Source organism: Waltera intestinalis (assembly GCF_009695995.1).
Classification (GTDB): domain Bacteria; phylum Bacillota; class Clostridia; order Lachnospirales; family Lachnospiraceae; genus Acetatifactor; species Acetatifactor intestinalis.
Genome location: NZ_VUMU01000045.1, coordinates 1 through 1,087 on the forward strand (window position 1 = coordinate 1; position 1,087 = coordinate 1,087).

Consider the following 1,087-nt stretch of genomic DNA (forward strand, 5'->3'; position numbering starts at 1 on the left):
ACGTCTGACAAGCAGAATATTTATTATTTCAGCTCTGCGATCTGCCGTATTCATGCTTTACCTCCTTTCTGTAAATTCTCCAATCTCATTGTAAAAAACGAACCGGAAAAAACCTTTCATATTAAAACAGGCTTTTTTCCGCAACCACTTTTGATACAATCAACTAAACTTATCCCAAAATAAATACTCTTTTCTCTCCTGCTTTCTCTTATTGACTTTGCAGCTTCTGGTTGCTAAAATCTTTTATGGATAAAATCACAAATTCATAAAAAGACACACAAACTGCTATGGAACTTCACAGGCATCTGATGCCTGCTGTGAACCGTGGCAGTTTTTTTATTACCTATGCCGTTCTCCTAAGCCGGACAGCCGGACGCTGTCCATAAATGGGCGGTATCGCCCGTATGAGTTTTGGACAGGCTGCCTATGCAGCCTAAAACTCGCAAATTCCCTGCGGGCAATTTGCCAAAGATAGCAAGCACTGCCTGTGTTCCCTCACAGGCCCGCAAATCGGCTTCACCGATTGCTGTCGCGACATTCGCCAAATGAGAATGCAAGCATTCTCGCATGGCTCATTGTCCGCGCAATTTTCCAAAGTTTCTTCCAAGTAAAAACTTGAGAAAATTGGCTTGCATGGGGCATATCCCCCTGACCCCCTTTGCACTCAAAAACTCAGTAATAACTCCACGGGAATTTCTGAATTTTTACGTTCAAAAACCACACCGCCGGATACGGCATATCACAAAAACTTCTTTATAAATAAGGAAGGGAAAGGACAAAGCAATGGCAAAAAGAGAAAGACAAAATGAATTGAAAATATATCTAAGTGATGATGAACAGTACATCTTAGAGCAGAAGTGGAAAGCCTCCAATATGAAAAGCAAATCCGCCTTTATCCGGCATCTGATTTTGTACGGATATGTCTATGATGTAAACTATGAACACCTACGTGAATACAACACAATCCTCTCTCGCATCGGGAACAATTTAAACCAGATTGCCAAGCGTATGAACGCCACGGGCAACGTCTATGAAGCCGATGTAAAAGAAGTAAAGGAGCTGATGAAACAGGTATGGCAATCACAAA

Annotated in this window: 2 protein-coding genes; both read left to right on the top strand. The window is 41.7% G+C overall.

Annotated features, from left to right (window positions below):
• The coding region (locus FYJ59_RS13990; protein ID WP_205839565.1) for a hypothetical protein at positions 1-183 on the top strand (183 nt) is incomplete at its 5' end.
• 600 nt (positions 184-783) lie between these two features.
• Positions 784-1,087: plasmid mobilization protein (locus FYJ59_RS13860; protein WP_154498950.1), on the top strand; the 304-nt coding region annotated here is incomplete at its 3' end.